This is a genomic window from Bradyrhizobium sp. SRS-191 (assembly GCF_024586915.1).
Lineage (GTDB): Bacteria > Pseudomonadota > Alphaproteobacteria > Rhizobiales > Xanthobacteraceae > Bradyrhizobium.
The window spans coordinates 241,996-262,248 of record NZ_JANBVS010000007.1 but is presented as its reverse complement, the minus strand read 5'-3'; the positions used below and the strand labels follow the sequence as shown (position 1 = coordinate 262,248).

The 20,253-nt window shown below is 66.5% G+C and carries 21 protein-coding genes and 1 tRNA gene; 11 read left to right on the top strand and 11 right to left on the bottom strand.

Features of this window, described 5'->3' with window-relative positions:
• Positions 1–47: 47 nt before the first annotated feature.
• From NLR35_RS15515 to NLR35_RS15500, 4 genes are all read left to right on the top strand, one after another.
• The gene (locus NLR35_RS15515) at positions 48–1,112 is read left to right on the top strand and encodes a phospholipase (protein ID WP_257167390.1); all 1,065 of its coding nucleotides are present in this window, start codon (positions 48–50) and stop codon (positions 1,110–1,112) included.
• A gap of 141 nt (positions 1,113–1,253) precedes the next feature.
• Complete coding sequence (locus NLR35_RS15510) at positions 1,254–2,606, top strand: hypothetical protein (RefSeq protein WP_257167389.1); 1,353 nt, start codon at positions 1,254–1,256, stop codon at positions 2,604–2,606.
• A 4-nt stretch (positions 2,607–2,610) separates the two neighbouring features.
• On the top strand, positions 2,611–3,429 hold the full coding sequence (locus NLR35_RS15505) for a hypothetical protein (protein WP_257167388.1): 819 nt from the start codon (positions 2,611–2,613) through the stop codon (positions 3,427–3,429).
• A 90-nt stretch (positions 3,430–3,519) separates the two neighbouring features.
• Positions 3,520–3,726: a hypothetical protein gene (locus NLR35_RS15500; RefSeq protein WP_006611718.1), complete on the top strand. Its 207-nt coding sequence runs from the start codon at positions 3,520–3,522 to the stop codon at positions 3,724–3,726.
• 93 nt (positions 3,727–3,819) lie between these two features.
• Here the strand turns inward: NLR35_RS15500 and NLR35_RS15495 are convergent, their stop codons facing one another.
• The 3 genes from NLR35_RS15495 to NLR35_RS15485 form a co-directional block, all read right to left on the bottom strand.
• Positions 3,820–4,470: a DsbA family protein gene (locus NLR35_RS15495; RefSeq protein ID WP_257167476.1), complete on the bottom strand. Its 651-nt coding sequence runs from the start codon at positions 4,468–4,470 to the stop codon at positions 3,820–3,822.
• Positions 4,471–4,474: 4 nt separating this feature from the next.
• The gene (locus tag NLR35_RS15490) at positions 4,475–5,260 is read right to left on the bottom strand and encodes a sulfite exporter TauE/SafE family protein (protein ID WP_006611716.1); all 786 of its coding nucleotides are present in this window, start codon (positions 5,258–5,260) and stop codon (positions 4,475–4,477) included.
• 161 nt (positions 5,261–5,421) lie between these two features.
• The gene (locus tag NLR35_RS15485) at positions 5,422–5,931 is read right to left on the bottom strand and encodes a hypothetical protein (RefSeq protein ID WP_257167387.1); all 510 of its coding nucleotides are present in this window, start codon (positions 5,929–5,931) and stop codon (positions 5,422–5,424) included.
• Between the two features lie 191 nt (positions 5,932–6,122).
• Between NLR35_RS15485 and NLR35_RS15480 the strand changes: the two genes are divergently transcribed.
• Both NLR35_RS15480 and NLR35_RS15475 read left to right on the top strand, forming a co-directional pair.
• Positions 6,123–6,413, top strand: coding sequence for a PsiF family protein (locus NLR35_RS15480; protein ID WP_257167386.1), 291 nt, complete (start codon positions 6,123–6,125; stop codon positions 6,411–6,413).
• A gap of 106 nt (positions 6,414–6,519) precedes the next feature.
• The gene (locus NLR35_RS15475; RefSeq protein ID WP_257167385.1) at positions 6,520–7,605 is read left to right on the top strand and encodes an AbrB family transcriptional regulator; all 1,086 of its coding nucleotides are present in this window, start codon (positions 6,520–6,522) and stop codon (positions 7,603–7,605) included.
• Here NLR35_RS15475 and NLR35_RS15470 read toward each other — a convergent pair.
• Positions 7,602–8,135 (bottom strand): disulfide bond formation protein B, encoded by a 534-nt coding sequence (locus tag NLR35_RS15470; RefSeq protein WP_257167384.1) that lies wholly within the window; start codon positions 8,133–8,135, stop codon positions 7,602–7,604. The two genes, NLR35_RS15475 and NLR35_RS15470, sit on opposite strands and share 4 nt — an antisense overlap.
• 176 nt (positions 8,136–8,311) lie before the next feature.
• Here NLR35_RS15470 and NLR35_RS15465 point away from each other — a divergent pair.
• Positions 8,312–8,396, top strand: a tRNA-Leu gene (locus NLR35_RS15465).
• A gap of 594 nt (positions 8,397–8,990) precedes the next feature.
• Here NLR35_RS15465 and NLR35_RS15460 read toward each other — a convergent pair.
• The gene (locus tag NLR35_RS15460; protein WP_257167383.1) at positions 8,991–9,380 is read right to left on the bottom strand and encodes a hypothetical protein; all 390 of its coding nucleotides are present in this window, start codon (positions 9,378–9,380) and stop codon (positions 8,991–8,993) included.
• Positions 9,381–9,516: 136 nt separating this feature from the next.
• Between NLR35_RS15460 and NLR35_RS15455 the strand changes: the two genes are divergently transcribed.
• Complete coding sequence (locus NLR35_RS15455) at positions 9,517–11,061, top strand: YadA family autotransporter adhesin (RefSeq protein WP_257167382.1); 1,545 nt, start codon at positions 9,517–9,519, stop codon at positions 11,059–11,061.
• A 5-nt stretch (positions 11,062–11,066) separates the two neighbouring features.
• Positions 11,067–11,684, top strand: a complete 618-nt coding sequence (locus tag NLR35_RS15450; RefSeq protein WP_374940817.1) for a hypothetical protein — start codon at positions 11,067–11,069, stop codon at positions 11,682–11,684.
• 466 nt (positions 11,685–12,150) lie between these two features.
• Here the strand turns inward: NLR35_RS15450 and NLR35_RS15445 are convergent, their stop codons facing one another.
• Positions 12,151–12,675, bottom strand: a complete 525-nt coding sequence (locus NLR35_RS15445) for a hypothetical protein (protein WP_257167381.1) — start codon at positions 12,673–12,675, stop codon at positions 12,151–12,153.
• A 441-nt stretch (positions 12,676–13,116) separates the two neighbouring features.
• On the opposite strand from NLR35_RS15445, the gene NLR35_RS15440 reads away from it, so the two are divergent.
• Positions 13,117–13,359, top strand: a complete 243-nt coding sequence (locus NLR35_RS15440) for a hypothetical protein (protein ID WP_257167380.1) — start codon at positions 13,117–13,119, stop codon at positions 13,357–13,359.
• A gap of 199 nt (positions 13,360–13,558) precedes the next feature.
• On the opposite strand, the gene NLR35_RS15435 is transcribed toward NLR35_RS15440, so the two are convergent.
• The 4 genes from NLR35_RS15435 to NLR35_RS15420 form a co-directional block, all read right to left on the bottom strand.
• Positions 13,559–13,798 carry a hypothetical protein gene (locus NLR35_RS15435; RefSeq protein WP_257167379.1) on the bottom strand — a complete coding sequence of 80 codons (240 nt, stop codon included), beginning with the start codon at positions 13,796–13,798 and terminating at the stop codon, positions 13,559–13,561.
• A gap of 162 nt (positions 13,799–13,960) precedes the next feature.
• On the bottom strand, positions 13,961–15,187 hold the full coding sequence (locus NLR35_RS15430) for an MFS transporter (protein ID WP_257167378.1): 1,227 nt from the start codon (positions 15,185–15,187) through the stop codon (positions 13,961–13,963).
• A gap of 114 nt (positions 15,188–15,301) precedes the next feature.
• Positions 15,302–15,991 (bottom strand): substrate-binding domain-containing protein, encoded by a 690-nt coding sequence (locus tag NLR35_RS15425; protein WP_257167377.1) that lies wholly within the window; start codon positions 15,989–15,991, stop codon positions 15,302–15,304.
• A 411-nt stretch (positions 15,992–16,402) separates the two neighbouring features.
• On the bottom strand, positions 16,403–18,439 hold the full coding sequence (locus tag NLR35_RS15420) for an NAD(+) synthase (protein ID WP_257167376.1): 2,037 nt from the start codon (positions 18,437–18,439) through the stop codon (positions 16,403–16,405).
• A gap of 183 nt (positions 18,440–18,622) precedes the next feature.
• Here NLR35_RS15420 and NLR35_RS15415 point away from each other — a divergent pair, with 183 nt between their 5' ends.
• Positions 18,623–19,474: an SDR family oxidoreductase gene (locus NLR35_RS15415; protein WP_257167375.1), complete on the top strand. Its 852-nt coding sequence runs from the start codon at positions 18,623–18,625 to the stop codon at positions 19,472–19,474.
• 12 nt (positions 19,475–19,486) lie between these two features.
• Here NLR35_RS15415 and NLR35_RS15410 read toward each other — a convergent pair whose 3' ends face one another.
• Entirely contained in the window at positions 19,487–20,149 is a 663-nt protein-coding gene (locus NLR35_RS15410; protein WP_257167374.1) for a TetR/AcrR family transcriptional regulator, read from the bottom strand.
• Between the last annotated feature and the right edge of the window lie 104 nt (positions 20,150–20,253).

Genomic DNA, 20,253 nt, shown 5'->3' with positions numbered 1-20,253 from the left:
CCGGCTAGCGGGTGACATACCGAAACCCGCCCGACCAGGAGATCTGCATGACCGACGCCGTGGTGGACGACATTCTCATCATGTTGCCGCCGCTGTTGCAGACGCTCGAAGCGCTGTCCTTTGTCGCGCGCTATCTGAACCCGCCGGATTTCGATCGCGTGATGGCCGAGATCGGCAATCCCGAGCAGACCCTGCACACCGCCCGTGTCCATCTGACATCCTGGCCGGCGGATTTTGCCCATATCCGGCTGGCGTTCGATACCGCCGCGGATGCCGCGCTGATGTCCTTCGCCGGCCTCCGCGCGGTTCAGCGCGGTGAAGGCGATCTGGTCGACGTGTTCCGCGCCCTGCGCCAACTGCCGCGCGCGCTCGAGGCGCTGTTTCCGTTGGCAGCCACGCTGCCGCCGTTGAGCGAGTTCTTCCTGGATCCGGCTATTGCGGATGATCAGGCCGTGCGCCAGCTGCTCGCTGCGTCGGCCGGCAAGGATGCGGTGTTCCACGATCACAACGAGATCGGCAATCGCGGCGGCTTCTCGCTCTACGTGCCCGAATACTACACCGCCGACCGCGCCTGGCCGTTGGTGATGGCGCTGCATGGCGGCAGCGGAAACGGCCGTGACTTTCTGTGGAGCTGGCTGCGCGCGGCCCGCAGCGTCGGCGCGATCCTCGTGGCGCCGACGGCCACGGGCCCGACCTGGGCGCTGATGGGCGATGACGCGGACACGCCGAACCTCATGCGCATCCTCGATCTCGTGCGCAGCCGCGTCGCGATCGATCCCGCCCGGATGCTGCTCACGGGCATGAGCGATGGCGGCACCTTCTGCTATGTCAGCGGGCTGGAGCACAGCTCGCCGTTCACGCATCTTGCCCCCGTCGCCGCGACCTTCCATCCGCTGATGGCTCAGATCGCCGACCGTGATCGCCTGCGCGGACTGCCGATCCAGATCGTGCACGGCCAGCTCGACTGGATGTTCCCGGTGGAGATCGCGCGGCACACCCAGGATGCGCTGTCCAAGTCCGGCGCCCATGTTGTCTATCGCGAGATCGACGATCTCAGCCATTGTTATCCGCGCGAAGTGAATGTCGAGCTGCTGCGCTGGCTGACAGCCTGAGGCAGTCTGCTGCGTCCGCGCGACATGACGGATCGGTAAGATCGCCGACATAATCTCGACGGATTTTCTCCGCATTGATTATCGATTGGCTAACAGCGGGGGCGCTGTAGAGGCGGATGTGATGCCGCCGAAGGATCCCTCATGCCCTCGCCCGCCGCGCCTCTCACCTCGGCCCGCCCTACCGCTGTCGTGCTCGCAGACGGCGTGAGCCGCCTGGAGGTCACGCTCAAGCTCACGACGGCGATCCTGGCGCTGGCTGCCGGCGTCTACACCTATCTCGGCGTGCGCGAGCTGCTCAACGGCAGCCCGACCACGGTGTTCTTCGCCGCCGTCATCTATTCCGTTGCGGTCTCCGTCGGCATCTACGCCTTCTGGGTGTTCATGATGCAGTTCATGCCGCACGTCACCAGCATGATGGGGCGGCTGCTGATGGCCGGCTGCATGGTGCTGGGCTCGCTGATGATCGTCGCGATGTCGTCCTGGCTCAACGCCTCGGCGCTGGCCGGCGCCGCCGCCATCCAGCAGCACCTCGCGATCACCGTGCAGAACTACACGCGTGACCTCGACCGGGCCAACAGCCAGGCGATTGCCGCGCAAAGCCTGTTGCCCGACATCCAGCTCGCCTCCTCGCGTTTCGCCAAGCTGGCCGACGCCGAGCGCGCCGGCTCGCTCACCGGCACCTCCGGTTCCGGCACGGTCGTCCAGCTTCTCACGCAGATGTCGACGCAGCTCGATGGCCTCGGACAGCAGGTGCAGGAGTCGGGCAAGCGCGTCTCCGCCCTCTACGAGCAGGGCGGCAAGAGCCTCGCCAGGATGCGCGAACTGATCTCCGACCGCGGTCCGATCGCCAGTCGAAGCGATGCCTTCGCCACGGAGTCGCTGACCCTGATGGGCGTGATCGCCAATCTGCAGCAGACCTCGGTAGCGCCTGCCGTCAGGCGCGCCGCGGCCTCGCTCTCCGCCGGCTTCATCGCGCCCGCCGCGGGCGGACGCAACGGCGATCTCGCCGAGCGGCAAACCGCCGTCGTCGGCAAGGTCGAGGGCGCGATCGCGACGCAGGCAGCGTCGCTGGCGGATGCCGCCGACAAGATCCTGGCGCTGCCGCGCATCGAGCCGACGCGGTTTCAGACCTTGTCGCCGGCGGAAGCGGTGCTGCGCTATGCCGGCGATTTCATTCCGAGCTGGGCCGGCGCGATCTCCATCGACCTGATGCCGGCGGTGCTGGTGCTGATCCTCTGCGTCGTGCACGCCGCCATCCGTCGCGAAGGCCTGCCAGCCGCCAGCGCCTCGAGCCTCACGGCGAGCGACCTCGTGACCGCGCTGCAGATCGCCCGCGAGGTCGAGGATGCGCGACGCGCCGCCGAGGCGCGACCTGCCGCTGCACCACCAGCCGACACGCCCACGGCGCCTGCTGACGCGCCGCAACCGGCGGCGGCCGTTGCCGCCGCGGACGAGAACGTCACCTCGCTATCATCAGCAAGGATCGGGAAGTAGTCCGGTGGCCTCGGCGCTGAACCGACGCGTCCACGCATGGCTCGCCGACAATCCGGACGAGAGCATCCTGCGCTGGGTGTTTCGCACGATCCTCGTCGTCACGATTGTGGTCCTCGCAGCCGACCTGATCGAGCTGAATGATCCGCATGCCTCATCGGAAGCGGCCTCGCCTCAGCTCGACATTCGGAAGGAGCCGACGGACGCTCCGGCCGAGAATCCCTCGGTGCTCACGCCCTTGTTGAAGCGGCTGATGCCGCTACCCAAAGGCGACCCTGCGCTGGAGCAGCCGATCAGCCTCGAGCTGCGAGGCGGCGGCCGTCTCTATGCGACCGGCACCATCACGCCCGGCAGCGCGCGCGCCTTCACCGAGGAGGTCGAGCGGCACGGCGAATACATCAAGACCGTCGTGCTGAACTCGCCGGGTGGCTCAGTGGCCGATGCGCTGGCGATGGGACGGCTGATCCGCGCGCGCAAATTCTCAACCGAGGTCGAGGCCGGCAAGACTTGCGTGTCGTCGTGCCCGCTGGTGCTCGCCGGCGGACTCGAGCGCCGCGTCGGCGAGCGCGCCACCATCGGCGTTCATCAGGTTGCCGCCGTCCGCTCCGCCAATGCTGTTCGCACCGACAACGACATGAGTCTCGCGCAGAACGTCTCGGCGCGCTGCCAGCGTTACCTCGCCGACATGGGGATCGACCTGAAGGTCTGGGTGCATGCGATGGAGACGCCGCATGACCAATTGTTCACCTTCAAGCCCGACGAGCTGAAAACGCTCAATCTGGTCACGTCAGTGCCGGAATCGCGTCCTGAAAAACCGCGCAGTTAGTTTGTCTGGTCCGGCTTGAACCTTCCGCCGCGACGGCGGAACCAAGCTTCGACGGCGGCGTTGTCGGCCGTCACACTGGAGAACATGATCATGCGGACATTGGTGGGAATGATCCTGGGTGCGCTGCTTCTGGGGTTCGGCGTCTACATCCATGATTCGATGCAGACCTCGGAGGTCGCCAACGGATCGGGTGCGCAGTCGCGCCGGACCATCGTCAACTGGGACGTCGCGTCGGACAGCTGGAATTCGCTGAAGACCCGCGCGCATGACGACTGGGTTCGCATCTCGTCGAAGTAACGCGCGAGCTTCGCTCGTTTGCAGGGCGTCTCGACCTCGGGTCGGGGCGCCCTTTGCTTTGCTCGAAAGGTCTTTGCTCCTAGTTAGCCGCCGCTAATTGGAAGCCTTGGCTTTGCGCGCATCGGCGATGACCTGCTCGAACTGCGCCATGGTCAGCACGCCCGGCACTCTGAACTTGCCGACGATGAAGGACGGCGTGCCGCGGAAGCGCAGGCCGCGCGCCTGGCTGTCGTTGCGCGCCAGCATCGCGTCGATCGCCTTGCCGTTGGCTGAGAGGTCGCGCTTGGCGCGATCGATATCGATTCCGGCCCCGGCGAGAAGCTCGTCGATGCGCGGCTCGGTGAGCTTCGAGCTGACACCGATCAGGGCCTCATGCGCCTTGGCGTATTTGTCCTGATACTTGCAGGCCAGCGCCATCCGTGCCGCGGTCACCGACACCGGCCCGAGGATCGGCCACTCCTTCAGGACCCAGCGGACCTTGCCGTCGTCATGCACGACCTGCTGCAGCTCGGGATCGAGCTTGCGGCAATACGGACAATTGTAGTCGAACCATTCGACGATCGCGATGTCGCCCGAGGCGTTGCCGAGCACCGGCGCGTCGGGATCGCGCAGCACGGAAGCCTCGTCAGGCTCGTCGGCGTCCTGGGCGCGGCTGGCGCGTGGCCACAGGGACAAAGCGGCGCCGGCGCCAAAAAGAGAAAGAAGCTCGCGCCGGCTGCTAGCATCCGAGGTGCTACGCTTCATCATGTCAGCTCCAGATATGCAGCAGGCTGCGTGTCAGCATGTAAAGCGCCACCGCCGCGATCACGACAGAGAATACCACATTCAACGCACCGCGCCGCTCCGAGAGATGGCGCGCCAGGCGCGTGCCGGCAAGGCCTCCGGCAATGCCGCCGGCGATGAAAAGCCCGGCGAGGTCCCAGGCCACCAGGCCCGACCAGGCATAGCTCGCCGCCGTGGTCAGCCCGAATGTCGTCACGGCAACCAGCGACGAGCTCACCGCATTCATGATCGGCATGCCCGTCGCGGCCATCAGCGCCGGCACGATCAGGAAGCCGCCGCCGATGCCGAAGAAGCCGGACAGCGTGCCGGTGGCCAGGCCGAAGCCGACGATCGCCGGCACATTGGCCATGCTCATCTTCACGTCGGGGATGCCGACCCGCGCCCGCGTCTTCAGCATCAGCAGCGCGATCACCATCATCACCAGCGCGAACAGCGCCAGCAGCTTCTGGCCGTCGACCATCTTGCCGAGCAGCGAGCCGGTGAAGGCGCCGACGATGCCGGCTGCGGCGAACAGCGCCGCGATCGGCCAGATCACGGTGCCGCCGCGGGCATGATTGGCGAGATTGATCGCGGCATTGGTGGCGACCGCGATCGCGCTCGAGCCGATCGCGATGTGCGGCTCCGGCACGCCGACGACGTAGACCATCAGCGGGACCGCGAGCACCGAACCGCCGCCGCCGACGAGGCCGAGCGAGAACCCGACCATTCCGCCGCAGAGCACGCCGAGGATGCCTTGAATCGTCGAAATCATGACGGGAGCAGGTTCATCTCCCGGCCGTGAAGGCAAGCCCCAAATTCACCGGAGCAGCAATCCCAGCGGGCCGACCCTCCCCGCCAAGAGCAGCGGCTGCCAACAGCAGCGGCCGGACGCGATGCATCCGGCCGGCGCGATACCCTTCGGAAACGCTTTGCTCAGGCGGCGCCCTTCAGCTTCTTGGTGCATTCGCTGAAGTAGCCGCCGCCCTTCTGGATCCACTTCAGGCCGCCATTGGCGTTGGTCGCCTTGTTGGCGTTGTACTGATCGACGCAGGTATGCATGCGGGCCGTACCCGGCTTCTCCTTGGCGTATTTCTGATCCACCGCCGTCGGGAAGACGGCCGGACCGCTCGGCGCCGCGGCAGGAGCCGCTTCCTCCTTTGCCGCAGACTTGCTCTCCTTCGCGGGCTTCGCCTCGGCGGCGGGCGCGGCCGGGGCCGTGGGCGCAGCCGGCGCCGCGGCGGTCGCGTCGCTGCCGCACTGGGCCTTGCGGAAGTCGTTCCACTTCTGGCCGTTCAGCGTGCCGGCCTCCTTCGCCTGCTTGTACTTCGCGCTGCATTCCTGCGACGTCAGTGCCTGCGCCGGCGCGGCGGCGAACGCGGCCAGGCCGAGAGCTGCCAGGCCGAGAGTTGCAACGGCAACCAATGATTTTGCGTGAAAACTCATTCTCGATCTCCCTGTGGAGCCATGATGGAATGGGACTACAATCTTAGCGGGCGGCCGGCCTGCGACAAGGCAGGCAGGCTGGGCCTTGCGCGAAAATATAATTTGCCTCGCCTGCCGATCCGGCCCATGGCATTCACACCGGGTTCAGCATCGGCGGACATGGGCCGCGCGTTTCGTTCGAGGATTTCAGCATGACTCTCCCTGCCCGCGCGGCTGCCACGCTCGCCGCCATCGCCATCCTGTTGGCCGCGGGTCCCGCTGTCTGTCAGCCCGGACTGACGCTGCCGGCACGGCCCGATGCCGCCACCGACAAGTTCGCCACGATGGAGAAGACCGCGCGCCGCGCGATCTCGGTGGCCTGCTCCAAGGAGGCGGACGAGCAGGGGCTGAAGGGCAAGGCGCGCGGCAAGTTCCGCTCCGCCTGCAAGCGCGACAAGGCGGCGGCCGCCACCAGCACGGCTGTGCCCGACAAGCCGAAATGATCCGCCGGGCGGCAGCGTCAAGCCTTTGTTGGCCTTCCCCCGCATGCATGGCCGCACCGCAGCGGCGGGGAATTGTTCCCCCGCTTCGGTTTTGGCATAAGGCGCCGTGCGCCAGATCATCTCCTCCCTCCCCTTCGAATGGCCGAGCCGCGCCAAGACGCTGAGCGCGCTCGAGACGCTCGCGCTCGGCACCGCCGGCGGGCTCATCTTCCTGTTCGCCCATCTGCCGGGCGGGCTGATCTCCGGCGCGATGATCGCGACGGCGATCGCCGCCATCGCCGGCCGCCCGCTGGCGATGCCGCCGATCCTGACCCAGACCATCCTGCTGCTGCTCGGCATCTCGATCGGCGCGATCGTCTCACGCGAGCTGATCACCCATGTCAGCGCCTATCCGGTGACGATCGCGCTGCTCGCGCTCGCGACCTTCTGCTCGACCTTCGGCTCCAGCCTCTATCTGCAGCGCGTCCATGGCTGGGACCGCACCTCGGCGCTGCTCGCCGGCAGCCCCGGCGCGCTGTCGCAGATCACGCTGCTCGCGGTCGAGCGCGGCGCCGACCTGCCGGCGATCGCGGTGGTGCAGACCTTGCGCGTGATCATCCTGACCGCGGCGCTGCCGCTGGTGCTGGCGATCGCGGGCGTCGCGCCGGCGGCACCGATCTCGCTCGACCAGAGTGTCGCCTCGCCGCTCGGCCTGCTCGCGCTGCTGGTGGCCTCGCTGGCCGCGGCCGTCCTGATGCAGCTGATCAAGTTTCCGGCGAGCTGGCTGTTCGGCGCGATGGTCGCCAGCGGCGTGCTGCACGGCACCGGGCTCGTCGAGGGCGGCCTGCCGGAGTGGATGCGCGGCGTGGCGCTGGTCGGCATCGGCGCCCTGATCGGCAGCCGCTTCGCGCGCATGCGGGTCAAGACGCTGCTCAGCCATATCAGGGCGGCGCTCGGCTCGTTCGCGATCGCGGTCGCGATCTCCGCATTGTTCGTCACCGTGATCGTGATGGTGACGCATGTGCGCTTCTCCGACACCATCGTCGCCTTCGCCCCCGGCGCCATGGACGCGATGATGGCGCTGGCGCTGACCCTGCACATCGACCCGATCTTCGTCGGCGCGCATCACCTCTCGCGCTTCGTCTTCGTGACGATCGCCACCCCCGGCATCGTCCATCTGTTCGGACGGCCGCAGGAGGATGTGGACGATTAGGTCGTCTTGCGCGTGATGCCCCAGCCAGCGAGGGCGGCGAGGAAGAGCGAGATCAGCACGCTGTAGCCGGCCAAGGACAGGCCGAGGAAGCGGAATTGCACCTCGTCGCAGCGCACGACGTGGACGCTGTCGAGCCGGTCCAGAAGCGTGCCGGCGCTGCCGAGATTGCCGATCGGCCCGGTGCATTCGGTCGGGCCGGGCCAGAAGCCCCATTCGACGCCGGCGTGATAGACGCCGAGCCCGGCATTTCCGAGCGCGGCCAGCGCGATCAGGCCGAGGCCTGCGAGCACGAGCGCGCGCGGCACCCCGCCCCTGGCGGCCAGCGCAATCACCAGCCCGAGCGGCACGATCGCGTAATAGGCCCAGCGCTGCTTCAGGCAGAGCTCGCAGGGCTGCAGGCCCCACACCAGCTGCATGTACCAGGCGCCGGCCAGCGCCGCCGCCGCGATGCCGGCCGCGAGCAGCGCCGCCGTCACCGCCGGGCTCATCGCCCCTGCCGCGGGTCGCGCCATCACAGAGGTATTGCTCATCGGTCCTCCCCGAACGGGCCTGCATCCGGCGCCACGCCGGGCTGTTCCGGCTCCTACTCCGGCCCGCGAAAGCTGTCGAGATGCCGGCGCATCACGTCCGTGCGGGTTGACCCTGCCCCGCCGCCCGCTATAGTCCGCCTCGCTTCGCTGGTTCCTGCCCAGGGTCCATCGCGAATGCCCCTGTGGCGGAACTGGTAGACGCGCTCGACTCAAAATCGAGTTCCGCAAGGAGTGCTGGTTCGATTCCGGCCAGGGGCACCACGCTTCGCCCTTTGGGCTACGCGTGGCGCAGCCGAGCAGTGGCCCAAACGGCGAAGCGTGCCGGCGAAGCCTCTTGGCGAAGCGGGGCGTTTGAGCCCAAGTCTCGCTTGAGCCGCGCTCTCTGATCTCCGATCAACCCTGTCAAACAGCCAACGCGCGATCGATGCAGAACGGTCGCTCCGGACATGCGCACGCAATCTCGCGGCTGAACCAGCCCGAGGGTTGCATCCGTCGCGCGCCTCGACACATCAGAGGCGCAGGGAGAGCCGGACCTCGACTGAGGCCCGTGGCCCGCCTGCGGAAAAAAATGCAGGCGGCAGGTACCACAGGTCCAGCCGGACGGACCCGGCCCTCCCTGCGCGATCGGTTTTAACGGTGTCCTTCGTGCTCTCCTTGGGGACCGGGCTTTCTTGCCCCCATCGTCAGCGCCGCCGCTCTCGCGAACCAGCACCGACTTGACCTCAGCTTCGGGAGGCCGGGACCACACGACTTCGCCGTCCGCAATGCCGCGCTCGTCCAGCGCCGCATCCACGTCCACCGCAGCCCACCTCCACGTATCGTGACGACGCGTACGCCCTCTGCATCGAGGCGGGATCAAGGGAGTAGAGCACAAATTTCGGAAAAAGTGAAGCCGTTTTTTTTGCTTGCAAGGCTCGAGAGGCGCAAGGGATTGAGACAGCAAATAGAACGTCGGCTTCGGCGCAAAATCCGCCAGACCGATACATCAGGATTCGAGCGATACTCCATCAGTATGTCGAGGCGACTGATCTGACGACCATCGGCATTCTTATCAGCTTTGCCATCGCATTCGGCTGCGACCTTTAAACAGGCTCCACCGTCAATCAGCGGGAGCTCGCGCGTGCCTGCTTGAGACTCTGAGCTGGCGAAATCACAACGGATGTGGACCGGCTGAGGAGTCGCCCAATTGAAGCTCTTTTCCCTGGAGAAGAGCGCCCCTTGTCTACGACCGTTGCTCAGTTCCATACGCCAAATGGTGTGTGGCGCGGCGGACACGGTCGAAAACTCGTTGTCGCAGCAAGGTTTCTGATCATTTCCAAACCCCTCGAACTAATGAATGATGGCGGTAATAAAAGCAGCGCGGGCCAATATTGAGGGCACCATGAGCGGCAAGCAATTTTCGAAGAAGCCATATCGTCTACCTCATACGGCGTTTCTGTTCGTCCTGTTGGGATCAGTCACGCTGCCCGCAATCTCCAATCCGGCGTCCGCGCAATTCGTATGCGGCGGCAGCGCAACAGGCTCGGCCCCCGTCAGCGGCTCCGGATCGTCTTCAGCCAACCAGCATGACGTCGCCTGCGGCATCTCGTCCGTGGCACAAGGCGCTGCGACCGGCACCTCGGGCGGCGCCACCGCCCTGGGCTTCGGTGCCTTTGCCCTTGGCGCCAACTCGACGACGATCGGCAGTTTCTCGGGCGCGTCCACGCCGGCAGCGGGCGTCACCAGCATCGGCGCCAATGCCAACGCGACCGGCGCCGCTGCGGGCACCTACAGCACCGCGATCGGCGCCGGTGCCGATCCCAACAGCGGTAACCAGGTCCAGTCTACCGGCAATTACAGCGTCGCCATCGGCGGCGGCGATGGCGTCGGCGCAAACGCAGCCAGATCGCTCGGAAGCCTCAGCGTCGCGATCGGCGGCAGCACGGTCGCGAATGCGGCGAACAGCACCGTCGTCGGCTCGAACAGTTCAGTGGCCGTCGGCGGCGCCGGCAGCTCCGCGTTCGGTACCGGTCAGACCGTGAGCGGCACCAACAGCACGGCGATGGGCTCCGCCAACAGCGTGACGGGCAACAACAGCGGTGCGTTCGGCACCGGCCAAACCGTCAACGGCAACGGCACTTTCGCAATCGGCGATCCCAACACCGTCAACGGCAACAGCAGCTTCGTGTTCGGCGACGGCAACACTGTCAACGGCACGAATACAGCGGGCTTTGGCGACAACGTGCAGGTCGTGGGTACCAACAACACGGTGGCTGGGGCCGCGAGTTCGGCGGGCGCAAGCGTGATGGGCACGGGCAACACCGTGAACGGCACCAACATCGTCGCGATCGGCACCAACACCACCGTGACCGGCAACAACGGCATTGCGATCGGCAACACGGCGCAGGCCACCGGAGTCAGCGCCATGGCCATCGGCACGGGTGCGACGGCGGGATTCGCCGGCTCGACGGCGATCGGCGCGGGGGCAACAACCACTGCCGTCAACCAGGTCTCGATCGGAACGGCCACCAACACCTACAAGATGGCAGGCCTGACCTCGGCGGCAAGCCTCGCCGCGCAGACCGGCCCAACCTCGTTCGTGACCACCGACGCCGCCGGCAACCTGGCGGCGACGAGCTTCAACCCGGGCAGCTTCCAGACCCAGATCAACTCGCTCTCGGCGCAGATCACCGATAACCGGCTCGAGGCGCGCACCGGCACGGCCATCGCGCTCGCTGCCGGATCGATGCCCGCGCTGCTCCCCGGCCGCAAGTTTGCGCTCTCCGCCGGCTACGGCAACTTCCAGGGGGCGAATGCGTTCGCCATCGGCGGCACCGCGCTGCTCTACGAGACGAAGGGCTACGCCATCGTCGGCAATGCCGGCGCGGGCATCGGTCTCGAGCGCAACGTCGCGGGTGGCCGCGGAGCCGTCTCGGTCCAGTGGTAAGTCAATTGCTCGCAGCGATCGCGCGGCGCGCTGGCGCCGCGCTGCTGTTGCTGATCGTGAGCAGCGCCGCCGCTCTCGCGCAGCCGCAACCGACGCCGAACGCCAAGCCCGCCAACATCGATCGCAATGGCGTGCTGATGCTGATCCGCTCGGCGCTGTTGGCGCTCGACCATGCCAACAAGACCGGCAACTACACCGTTTTGCGCGACCTCGGCTCGCCCGGCTTCCAGGCGGCCAACACGGCCGCGCGCCTGTCCGAAATTTTCACCTCGCAGCGCAACGACAAGCTCGACCTGTCGGGCACTGCCGTCATCGATCCGCAACTCAGCGTGCTGCCGGAGATCGTGCCGAACGGCATGATGCGCATGGCCGGCTTCTTCCCCTCCGTTCCCTCGCAGGTGAACTTTGAGCTTCTCTTCGCGCCGGTCGACGGCCAATGGCGCCTGTTCGGCCTCGCGGTGAACGTCTCACAATCCGCGCCCGTCGCGCCGGCAGCGCCAGTCCCGCCGGCAGCGCCAGCTTCCCCCGCAGCCAAGACTGGAGCTCCTGCCAAGAAGCCGGCCGAGGCGAAGCAACCGGAGGCGAAGCCGCCGACGCCCCCTCCGGCGGCGCCGAAAGAGTAGGCAGCGCGAAGTCTCGAAGTGGCCGCTGTTCAGCTTCTAAAAATACAAAATGGGTCGTGCCTTACGACGAGCCTGCCTTCCCTGCTCGATTGGTCTTAACCGTGTCCTGCGTGCTCTCCTTGAGAACCGGACTTTCTTGCCTCCATCGCCCGCGCCGCCGTATCAACAGGCCGGCACGGACTTGACCTCAGCATCGGGAGGCCGGGACCATACGACTTGGCCGTCCGCAACGCCTACGCTCGTCGCGCGCAGCATCCACGTCCATCGCATCCCACCTCGTATAGTGATGACGCGTACGCCCTCAACACGAGGCGGGAGCAGAAGACGATTTTCGGAGATCTGGAGAATGATATCTGGCGGCGGGTTATTGAAAGAGGACATGAAGGCGCAACCCGCGTGGTCGAAAGTGTCGGCTAGAACTCGCACACATCGGCACCCGCCGCACCTTACCCCAGCCGACCGAACCTCAACCAACCGATTTCAGAACCGAGGCGAACTGCTGCTCGAACTTCTTCTGCTGTCCCGTGCTTGGAAAATAGACAAGGCGGCCGGCGTTCACCACATTGAAGCCGTCCTTCGTCAGTCGGGGCTCAAGGATCCGGCACACGTTTGCTTTGATCAGTATCAGAGGAACGCCGCGATCAGACATTAGGCTGGCAAGGTCTGCGACGAGGAGAGAATAATCGCCTTCGATCAATGCATTTCTATCTTGGGCGGCATCTTGCGGGAGCTTGTCCACTTGTTGGTAGGTTGCGTCTACCAGAACCCAGCCCTTACTCTGAAATTCTCGAAGGCCGGCCTCTTTGCGGACAGGGACTATTCCTATTTGGCGCATGAAGGCAGCGAACAGCGGCTCCGCGATCGAACCACTCGGATCATAAAAATATTTCCCAGATGCCGGCGGCGATTCCGCGACGATGATGAGCTCTACAACGCTCGGCTCATAGCGGCGTCTCAGTCCTAGATAATAGTCACGCCCCTTCGTCACCATCAATATTGCCCTTGGCTGCCAGGCGTCAGCTTAGCATGATGAAACGGGTCCGCCGCAAGCCAGACGAGATCGACATGCCCTTGAAAACAAGATTTCATTCCCTTGCCGCACTCCACTGAAGCGATACCATCAAGATGACGGTGCACTAGCTATGACGAGGCCTTCATCTCTGACCGGAGACAAGGCGCCATTTCACCGCGTTGCGCTTGAGAGATCGAAGTCCTCTCTCTGACAATCCGTGTATCGTCGCGCCCGTGGCCCGCTCCCCAATTGATTGATCGCGGAGACAGACGGGCACAAAACTTGGATCGTCAGTTGCGATCGCCCGTATCCCCCAAGTGCTGCCGACTAGGCTCTTTCGCGCCGCAGCGTTGCCAATCGGATGAATTGGGCGCAGGCTGTTCCTCAAGCGCGCAAGTCGCCTATCATGGGGAGAGACGGATGAAGGAACCGGGCCTCGACGGGCGCCATCGCGACAAGGATGGCGAGATCAGCAGGAAGCATGGCAACACGTTGGTCAGCACGCTGCGCAATATCTACGGCAAGACGTTTGCGGCCGGCTATCCGGGGGAGAGCAAGCTCAGCGATGTGCTGTTTAAACTGAACGAAACATCGCTCAGCCAGCTGCGCCGGGATCACGGCACCGGGCACTTGGACCACAAGCTGAAGAAAGCCTCAAAGTAGTCGGGCCTTCCTGTCGGCGTCAGCGTGCAGGATCGAGGACAGGTAGTCAGGTCTGAGGAACTGCCCCGCGTGACTTTTTCACGATCTCCGTAAGGGGAGCCGGTGCGCCGCAGGGTGAGCTCGACGCAGGTTGCAATCGTGCGCCGGAAAGCCCGCCTCGTGGCTTTCCGGCGCTGAGCTAGAGCGCCGCCGACGCGAACTACTTGCTCATGCTCCCCGCCTGGTTCGTGCCCGGGCCGACATTGCCCTGGCTCGACGAGGTGGAGTCGCGGCCGGACTTCATGTTGCCGCTGCCGGGCTGCATGTTGGCGCCGGTGGTCTGCGACGAGGTGGCGGTCGAGGACTGGTGCTTCTTGTGGTGCTTGGCTTGGGCCGCGAACGGCGCGGCGGCGAAGCTGAGGGCGACGAGAGTGGCGAGGGCGAGCTGAGTCTTCTTCATGGATCCGATCTCCATCGGGTTGAAACGACACGCTCGCCCAACCCGCTGATGACGGCCGGGTTCCGGATCACCGATCAAGCGTTGGTGTGCGCTCGGACATAACTGATTAGGAACAATCCTATTAGCAGCGATTCACCGATCGATTGCTGCTTCGCAACAGGCTCACGCCGGGGCTTGCACCGGCGCCAACGCGGCCTGCGTTTTCGGGAACGGCCTGAAGGTCATCATCATCAGGACGGCGCCGAGGCCCATCACCCAGGAGCCGACATAGAGCCACGTGTAGCTGGCGAAGCTGTCGTAGATCAGGCCGCCGGCCAGCGGGCCGGTCGCCATGCCCAGGCTGCCGGCCATCGCCGTGCCGCCGATCACCGTGCCCATCATGCCTTGCGGGAAGTTGTCGCGCGCGATGGACGCATAGAGCGGCATGGTGCCGGCGTAGAGGAAGCCGAAGGTGGCGGCGACGACGTAGAAGGCGGCGAGGTCGCGCACGGCGACATAGGCCAGTGCGCCGAACGCCTGCGCCAGCAGGCCGAGCACGAGCACGCGCTTGGCGCCGAAGCGGTCGCCGAGCAGGCCGAAGGCGATGCGGCCGCCGAGACCGGCGAGGCCCTCGATGCTGTAGATCGTCACCGCCGCCATCAGCGGGATGCCGCAGGTGACGGCGTAGCTGACGGTGTGGATGATCGGGCCCGAATGGGTGGCGCAGCAGAAGAAGTTGGTGGCGAGCAGGATCAGGAACTGCGGCGAGCGCAGCGCCGCCGCGCGCGTCATTTCGGGCGGGCCGTCGGCGGGGCCGGACGCGATGGCGGCGCCGGGCGCTGACATGGGCGGACGGCCCACTAGCAGCGACGTCGGGATCATGATGGCGGCGACGATAGCGGCGATGCACTGCATCGCGGCGCGCCAGTCGTAGCTGGAGACGAGCCAGGCCGCGAGCGGCGACATCGTCATCGGCGCCACGCCCATGCCGGCCGACACCAGGGAGACCGCGAGGCTGCGATGGGTGTCGAACCAGCCGGTGACGGTCGCCATGACCGGCGGGAAGATCGCCGCCGTCGCAACGCCTGCGATCAGTCCGAACAGCAGCTGGAACATCAGCAGCGACGACGTCAGGCTCGCCAGCAGCAGGCTCAACGCGAGCAGGGTCGAGCCGATCAGCAGCACGGGACGCGGGCCGATGCGGTCGGACAGCGTGCCCCAGGCCATGCTGGTGCAGGCCATCGCCAGGAAGCCGATCGTCAGCGCGCTGGAGATCCCGGCGACGGACCAGCCGGTCGCGGCGGCCATCGGCTTGAGGAACACCGGCAGAGAGAACAAGCCGCCGACGGCGACACAGCCGAGCACGCCCCCGGCCGCCACGATCACCCAGCGATAGTACGATGCGCTCATCTTGCGTCTCCTGCAGATCTCATTCTGGAGGACGAGCGGACGATCGCCAAGACGACAGGCGCTGGACTCTTTTTCACGCGGGCGAGCGCGGAACTCCGCTGCCGCGTAAACGACTCACACCGGCGTCATGCCGTGCTGCCGCTTGGTCTCGGCGGTTTCCTCGGAGACGAGATATTCGATGAAGGCGCGGGCGGCGTCGCTGTGCGCGCCGGCCTTGCACAGTGCGGCGGCGAACACGGTGCCCGGCTGCAGCGCGGCCGGCAGCAGGCCGACGATGTCGATGCCGGGCGCGCCGAGCATCTCGCTGAGCTGCTGGAAACCGACCTCGACCTCGCCGTCGGCCAGAAGCTTTGCGACGGGAATGCCGGGCTTGGCCTGGACGAGGCGCGAGGCGCCCTCGCTTTCCAGGCCCCAGTCTTTCGCGAGCGTCTGCACGTGGGTGCCGCTCGGCCCGGTCGAGATGCCGATCGCCTTGGCGCTCTCCATCGCCTTGCGCACGGCGGCCTCGTCGAGCGGATCGGGCTTGGGCGCGCCTGCGCGCACCGCCATCGCCATCGGCGATTCCGCGATCTCGATGATGCTGCCGGGCACGAGATGCCCGTCGGCCTCGAGCTTCTGCAGCGCGTCGGAGGCCAGCACCGCGAAGTCGAAGGCCTCGCCGGCGCGGATGCGCTTGGCGGCGTCGACGCCGCCGACGGATTCGATCGTGATCACCTCCCCGGTCGCCTCCTCATAGGCGGCCGCGAGCTCGGCCAGGATCTGTCGGGTGGCCATCGAGGAAATGCCGGCGGCGGTGACGCTCATGATGGGCTCCGTTGGACGAGTGCAATTGCAGGGCCGCGCGAGATCAGGCCTCGGCACCTCTCCGCATATTGTAAGCGGGGCCGCGGAGCAAGATGGCGGGATGCAACCATGTCGCGGCGAGCCCCGCTGCGCTCCCTCTCCCCGTTCTTCACGGGGAGAGGGCTGGGGTGAGGGGCAGCGGCATCGATGGTGTTCATTGGACGCGGGGACTTGTGACGGGAAGCTGCAGAAGCTCGACTGGGCCGGAGATATGTTCCTGCTGAAGCGGCCCTCGGCCTAATAACTAAGACTGCCCGTGTGGTTGCCCCTCACCCCGACCCTCTCCCCGTGAAGAAGGGGGAGAGGGAGCGTACTGCCCATGCTGAAACATCGCGCGCCTCTATGACGAAGACCAGTCCCTTCGCCAGGCCGCTACTTCGGCACGCTCTCCAGATCCTCCAGCCACGCCGTGGCATTGCCGTCCGATGGCGCGCGCCAGTCGCCGCGTGGCGACAGCGCGCCGCCGGCGACGACCTTCGGACCGTTCGGCATCGCCGAGCGCTTGAACTGGCTGAAGGCGAAGAAGCGCTTCAGGAACACTTCCAGCCACTTCCGGATATCAGCGAGCGCGTAGGCGTTGCGCTTGTCATCAGGGAAGTGCGGTGGCCAGGCGCCGGCGCGCGCATCCTTCCAGGCGTGATGCGCCATGAAGGCGATCTTGGACGGACGCAGGCCGTAGCGCAGCGTGTAGAACAGATTGAAGTCCTGCAACTCATAGGGGCCGATCGCGGCCTGCGTGCTCTGCGGCGTCTCGCCCTCCTTCACCGGCACCAGCTCGGGGGAAATCTCGGCTGAGAGCACCGCCTCGAGCGTGCGGTCGACATCGGCGGAGAACTGATGCGTGGCGATGACCCAGCGGATGAGATGCTGGATCAGCGTCTTCGGCACGCCGGCATTGACGTTGTAGTGCGACATCTGATCGCCGACGCCATAGGTGCACCATCCGAGCGCCAGCTCGGAGAGATCGCCGGTGCCGAGCACGAGGCCGCCGCGATCATTGGCGAGGCGGAACAGATAGTCGGTGCGCAGGCCGGCCTGCACATTCTCGAAGGTGACGTCGTAGACCTCCTCGCCGCGGCCGAACGGATGGCCGATGTCCTTGAGCATCTGCGTCGCCGCGGGCCGGATGTCGAGCTCGGCGGCGCTGACCTCGAGCGAGGTCATCAGCGCATGCGCGTAGGATTTGCTCTGCGCGCCCGTGGCGAAGCCCGGCATCGTGTAGGCCAGGATGTTGGTCCGGGGCAGGCCGAGCAGATCCATCGCCTTGGCGGCCACGATCAGCGCATGCGTGGAATCGAGGCCGCCGGAGACGCCGATGACGATGCGCTTGGTGCCGGTGGCGCGCAGCCGCTGCGTCAGGCCGGCGACCTGGATGTTGTAGGCCTCGTAGCAATCCTGATCGAGCCGCGCGGGATCGCTCGGCACGAACGGGAAGCGCTCGATGCTGCGCCTGAAGCCGATGTCGCCCTCGGCCGGCTGCAGCTCGAAGCCGATGCGGCGCCAATGCACGCCGCTCTCCGTTGCGCGCGCATTGTCGTCGAAGGTGCCCATCAGCACGCGCTCCTGGCGCAGCAGATCGAGATCGACATCGGCGAAGATGGTCTGGCCGGTCTGGCGGAAGCGCTCGCTCTCGGCGAGCAGCACGCCGTTCTCGAAGATCGAGGTCTGGCCGTCCCACGCAAGGTCGGTGGTGGATTCGCCGACCCCGGCGGCCGCGTAGACATAGGCGGCGAGGCAGCGGGCGGAGGTCGAGCGGCACAGCAGCGAACGGGACTCGGCGCGGCCGACGGTGATGGGACTGCCGGAGAGATTGGCGAGCACGGTGGCGCCGGCGAGCGCGAGCTCGGACGCCGGCGTCACCGGGACCCACATGTCCTCGCAGATCTCGACGCCGATCACGAGGCCGGGGACATCGGCGGCCGCGAACAACAGGTCGGTGCCGAACGGCGCCATGGTCTCGGCAACCTCGATCATCTCGCCGCGGATGCCGGCGCCGGAGGCGAAGTGGCGGCCTTCGTAGAACTCGCGATAGGTCGGCAAATAGGATTTGGGGATGACGCCGAGCACCTCGCCGCGGTGGATCACGACGGCGCAATTGTAGACCCGATGCGCAAAGCGCAGCGGCGCGCCGACGATCAGCAGGGGCATCAGATCGTGCGAGGCTTCCACAAGCGTCAGCAGCCCGCGCTGCACGGCATCGAGCAGCGGGTCCTGCTTGACGAGGTCCTCGATCGCGTAGCCGGACAAACAGAGCTCCGGAAACACCGCGACCGCCGCGCCCTGGTCATGGCAGGCACGCGCGGCCGCCAGGATCGCCGCCGCATTGGCGGTCGGATTGGCGACGCTGGAGGCGGTGACGCAGGCGGCGACGCGGGCGAAGCCGTGGCGGTAGATCGAATGGAAATTCATCGGGCAGTCCATCTCCTGTCGCCTGATCATAAGACATGTTCCATGACGGGAGCCATGACAAGGGCGGCAGGTCAGTACCGCCGCATCTGCAGGCGGAGCCACCTTGCGGAGGAGCCTCATTTGATTTGCGCGGGTCGCCCGATGCCGGATAGATCGGGCTCGCCCCATCAGAGCAATCCGCGCATGAACCTGTTCGTCATCGGCTTCGGCTACTCCGCCCAACGCTTCGTCGATCTCCATGGCGCCGGCTTCGCGCGCATCAGCGGCACGGTGCGCAGCGACGAGAAGCGCGCGCAGCTCGCGCGCTACGATGTCGGCCTGTTCGACGGGACGACGCCTGCCGCCGCGACGCTGGCGAAGGCCGCCGAGGCGGACGTCGTGCTGATCTCGGCCCCGCCCGGCGCGGGTGACGATCCCGCGCTGACCCATTTCGGGGATGCGATCGCATCCGGCCCGGCGCGGGTGGTCTATCTTTCCACCGTCGGCGTCTATGGCGACCACCAGGGCGCCTGGATCGACGAGGATACGCCGCTGGCGCCGGAGCACGACCGGGTGCAGGCGCGGGTTCGCGTCGAGGAGGAGTGGAAAAGCCGGATCGGCGACCGGCTGGCGGTGCTTCGGCTCGGCGGCATCTACGGGCCCGGCCGCAACGCGCTGGTCGAGTTGCGCGCCGGCCGGGCGCGCCGCATCGTCAAGCCGGGCCAGGTGTTCAACCGCATCCATGTCGACGATATCGCCGGCGCCATCATGGGCGCGATCCGGCGTGGGACCGGTGGCGCCTGGAACATCGTCGACGACGAGCCGGCGCCGCCACAGGACGTCATCGCCTATGCCGCCAGCCTGATGGGCCTCGCGCCGCCGCCGGAGCTGCCGTTCGACAGCGCCGAACTGTCGCCGATGGCGCGGAGCTTCTACGCCAGCAACCGGCGCATCCGGAACACCAGGGCCAAGCAGGATCTCCGGATGACCTTTGCCTACCCGACCTATCGCGCCGGGCTCGATGCGCTGTGGGCCGCAGGCGAGGGACGGGGCTGAGCGAATACGGCTTCAGCGGGCCGCGACGCAGGCCGCGCGCAGTCCGCGACCGAACAGCCGCAACGCCCCCTCTTCCGGGCCTGCCTCGCCGACGCGGTCACGGCCGGCGAGCGAGCCGTCGATCCGGAGCATGGCAAGCCCGTGCGCCAGCCCCCAGGCCGCCACCGCGGCCTGCTCAAGCGTTGCGGCCGGCGTGTCGGCCCCGAGGAACTCGCCGAGAGCATGATGGAGCGGCGCGAAAGTCGCCCGCTTTGCGGCGGAGACATCGGGATAAGCGTGCCAATCATTCACGCCGACGCCGAACATCAGGCGGTAGAGCTGCGGCTGCGCCACCGCGAAACGGATGTAGTCGAGGCCGAGGCCGGTGAGCCGGTCCTCGCCGGCCGGCCAACGGCGCGCCGCTGCAGTCTGCGCCGCTGCCAGCGCGACGAAGCCTGCCTCCGCGATGGTGGCGAGCAGATCCTCCTTGCCGGCAAAATGGTTGTAGGGCGCGGATTGCGACACTCCGGCCGCGCGGGCGACCGCCCGGAACGACAGCGCCTCCGCCCCCTCCTGCTCGAGCAGGTCGGTTGCGGCCGCGATCAACGCCCGTTTCAGGTCGCCGTGGTGATAGGCGCGGCGCGTTGGCTGGGCGGGTGGTTTTCCTGACGAACTTTCTGGCGGCAGCTTGGTCATCGCACATCAATGTTGACAGTGATCATATTTAACCCCATAATGTTAACACTGCTCATATCCAGAAAACCAGACTGGAGCTCGCACCATGACCGAAGCAACGACTT